The sequence below is a fragment of the Acinetobacter sp. ACNIH3 genome, assembly GCF_002918965.1.
Lineage (GTDB): Bacteria > Pseudomonadota > Gammaproteobacteria > Pseudomonadales > Moraxellaceae > Acinetobacter > Acinetobacter schindleri.
The window spans coordinates 1-3,502 of the sequence record NZ_PQLP01000093.1 but is presented as its reverse complement, the minus strand read 5'-3'; the positions used below and the strand labels follow the sequence as shown (position 1 = coordinate 3,502).

Below are 3,502 nucleotides of genomic sequence, written 5' to 3'. Positions count from 1 at the left end.
AAAATGTATATCGTTGGCAGAAGAAATTATTTAGACCAATTATCAAAAACTTCATTGATGACTTTATTCTCGATAAAAATCATCTGCTACCACAGAGAGTCTATAAATAACAGTGCGTAAGTCCTATGTATATTAATAAAATCATTCAATTTACTTCTTCTATTTTCCTTCCAGATTTTAATATTTACACTACACTCTCTTCAATTTCAAACACCTCTGCCAGCCTATGATGAGCTCATACACAAACAAACCGCCATAATGAAAGGTGAAGTATGAAAACGCTGGTGAAAGCAATTGTTTTATCGATCTCAACTGCACTGGTTGCTATTCCAGCCATGGCTGCGCCTCAGGATCATCATCAATATAGCAAGTCGCATGCTCAACAACAGCATCATGCTCCTCAGCACCATCAGCTAAACAAACACCCAGCTCAACAGCATAAACAGGGTTATAAAAAAGTTGATCCATCACGTGATTGGCGAGTCGGTCAAAAAGTCCCAAACCAATACCAAAGTAAAATCTATAAAGTGGATCACAGCAAATATAAACGACTCAACAAGCCAGGTAGAAATCAGCAATGGATTAAAGTGAATGGCGACTATATTCTGATGAATAGCGTTAACGATAAGGTCATTAAAATTATCGCAGCTTAAACCCTGCTCTCCTCAGTGAAAAAAGAGCGCTTTGACGCTCTTTTTTATGTTTGAATATCTATAGTGAGGCCTTTTTTGTTATTCATTTGCAACTCTCCGTATTTTCTACAAATTTCATCCCTATATTAATGTTTGTAAGCAGTAAATGATGAGCACCCCAATGAAATTTAAGCAAATTCTCCAAAATAGCGTACTACCTTTTGCCCTTTTTGCAGGTGCATTGAGTTTGCTGGGATGTGATCAGGTTTCTGCCCCTGCTTCATATACTGAAAAACCGGAGCAACAGGATGTAGCAGAAGAACACACAGCAGTATCAGAAAATACTGAAGTGCAGCAATCTTCTGCAGACCTTAAAAGTGGCAATATGTTCTACATCGTACGTGATGTGGCCGATTTACAGTTAAAGGCTGGTGATTACGTGACTCAGCTGAAGCAAACCCAGACTGAACTGGAAACTGCGGTCAGTGAAAAAGATACTTCTCAATTGCAAAGCACCGCAATGCAATTGCAACAGCAATTAAAAAGCTTTAACCAGACTCTAAGTGGCTTAAACTTGAAAAGTCAGGAAGTTGATCAGGTACGTAGCCACCTGATGAATGCCAACCAGCAAGCATTGGCATCTCCTTTCCTGAATGGCCAGATGGATTTCAGTCAGGTGGATTTCCAGAAGCTGGAAAAACAGATGGGAAATATCCAGTCTGAAATGATCAAGCTGGCCGCAATGATGATTCCTGAGAAACAATCCCAGGCAGCAGAACAGGAAAGTTGATCTCAGTTTTATAGATGACCTAGGCTCCCTGATAAACCAGTCACCAGACTGGTTTATTACTATTAAATATAGATTAATAGAAGAAGCGGTCTAGAAAGCCGCCTCTTTACTGGAAAAATAAGACAGAAAAGTCATTATTCGTTAGGACTTTTCACGACGACTAAACGTTTTTGGGTGAATTCTCTGAAACCGTCGATCGATAATTCATGCCCATAACCAGAATTTTTAATACCGCCAAATGGCAGCTCTGGTGCGGTATCGGTAAACCAATTAATCCAGATCATGCCGGTTTCAACTCGTGAAGCCAGTTTTTTGGCACGCTCGATATCTTGAGAATGGATCACACCGCCCAAACCATAATGCGAATCGTTGGCAATCGAAACGATTTCATCTTCATCCTTCGCGACATAAATCTGGGCAACCGGACCAAAGAATTCTTCATACCAGGCTGGATTATCACGGCTGATATTTTCCAGAATTGTCGGCTCATAAAAGTTACCTGCATGCTCGATAGGCTTGCCACCTGTCAGCACAGTAGCACCATGCGCTACCGCCTTATCGACCTGTTTGGTCAGTTTTTCCAGAGCGTCAGCTGATGATAAGGGTGCCAGTGTCGTTTCAGGATCGAGTGGGTCACCAATTTTCAGTTCCTGAAAAGCTTTCAGCATACCTGCTTTAAAGTCATCAGCGATTTTTTCATGCAAAATAAAACGTTTAGCCGCAGTACAGACTTGGCCTGAGTTATTTACCCGGGCCTGACAGCCAATTTTAATGGCTTTTTCCAGATCAGCATCATCCAGTACAATAAAAACATCATTACCACCAAGTTCCAAGGTGGATTTTTTAATATATTTACCGGCCTGTTCTGCTACGGCACTTCCGGCACCTTCTGAACCCGTCAAGGCTACACCCTGTACACGCGGATCAGCAATAATCTCTTGAACCTGATCAGAACTGATAAACAGGTTAATCCAGACACCTCTTGGTGCACCTGCTTCCAGCACCAGCTTTTCAAAGGCTTCGGCACATTGCGGCACAATACCAGCATGTTTGGCCAGGACCGGATTGCCAATTGCGCAGTTTGGGGCAAAGACACGCATCAATTGATAGAATGGGAAGTTCCATGGTTCAACGGCCATCACAATACCCAGAGGATGATGCTCTACCCATGCTTCGCCGAGTTCCGTTTCATAAGACACCGGAGCTAGAAACTCTTTGGCGTGATCAGCGAAGTATTGGGCAATTTTGGCGCAAGATTCAATTTCACTTTCACTCTGTTTAATCAGTTTACCCATATCCAGCGTCATGAGCTTCGCCAGTTCGGTTTTTTGTTCACGTAATTTTTGCGCGATATTCCTTAGTACTTCAATACGTTGATCAATCTGTTGTGGCCAATCTGACTTGAGAATCTGTTCTGCCTGATCCAGCGCATTTTGTATATGCTCATCTGTATGTGGCGAATAGTCTTTCAATTTTTGATTGGTAAATGGGTTAATAGATTGATATGCCATGACTTTCCCTTTTCTTTAAATTATAAGTTTTGCTTGTTTTTGAACTCGTCAATTCAACTTAAACAAGCTTGCATCTGGGGTAGTCACTTAACTTAGCATTGATTTTTTTATGTTCAGGGAATATTTACAGATTGGTTCAAAACATTACTGAGAAAGGGTAAAAGTTATATCGTGTGGTACAAAATATAATTATACGGGTTGGTTAAAAAGCTATTTAACAGATCTAACAAGCGGCTACTTTTTTTACTAGGGCGTGTCCTCATTTGGCTTTACACCAAATAAACATGCAAGCAATGTAAATCATAGACTGGTAATTTCGTGCAAGCTTATCAAATCGGGTTGCAATCGCTCGGAAATGCTTCAATCTCGCAAACACATTTTCAACTAAATGTCTTAATTTATATAGATATTTATCAAACTCCTTATTCGATCTTTTACTATCTGATCTCATTGGAATAATGGGAATCATATCCTTGTTCTGGGCATATATTCTAATGTGCTCAGCATCATACCCCTTATCAGCAATGAGATAAGTTGCCTCGCCTACAGTATCAATCAGTTGTTTTGCA

4 protein-coding genes and 1 pseudogene are annotated in these 3,502 nt (G+C 40.6%); 3 read left to right on the top strand and 2 right to left on the bottom strand.

Annotation, left to right across the window (positions count from 1 at the left end; genetic code table 11):
* The 3 genes and pseudogenes from C3420_RS16510 to C3420_RS16500 form a co-directional block, all read left to right on the top strand.
* A pseudogene (locus C3420_RS16510) lies at positions 1 to 110 on the top strand (IS701 family transposase); the annotation flags it as partial.
* Positions 111 to 272: 162 nt separating this feature from the next.
* Positions 273 to 653 (top strand): RcnB family protein, encoded by a 381-nt coding sequence (locus C3420_RS16505; protein WP_103801065.1) that lies wholly within the window; start codon positions 273 to 275, stop codon positions 651 to 653.
* A 160-nt stretch (positions 654 to 813) separates the two neighbouring features.
* Positions 814 to 1,422, top strand: a complete 609-nt coding sequence (locus tag C3420_RS16500) for a hypothetical protein (RefSeq protein ID WP_103801066.1) — start codon at positions 814 to 816, stop codon at positions 1,420 to 1,422.
* A 134-nt stretch (positions 1,423 to 1,556) separates the two neighbouring features.
* Here the strand turns inward: C3420_RS16500 and C3420_RS16495 are convergent, their stop codons facing one another.
* Positions 1,557 to 2,933 carry an NAD-dependent succinate-semialdehyde dehydrogenase gene (locus tag C3420_RS16495; RefSeq protein WP_103801064.1) on the bottom strand — a complete coding sequence of 459 codons (1,377 nt, stop codon included), beginning with the start codon at positions 2,931 to 2,933 and terminating at the stop codon, positions 1,557 to 1,559.
* 259 nt (positions 2,934 to 3,192) lie between these two features.
* A partial coding sequence (locus C3420_RS16490; RefSeq protein WP_146048145.1) for a transposase occupies positions 3,193 to 3,502 on the bottom strand: 310 nt, incomplete at its 5' end.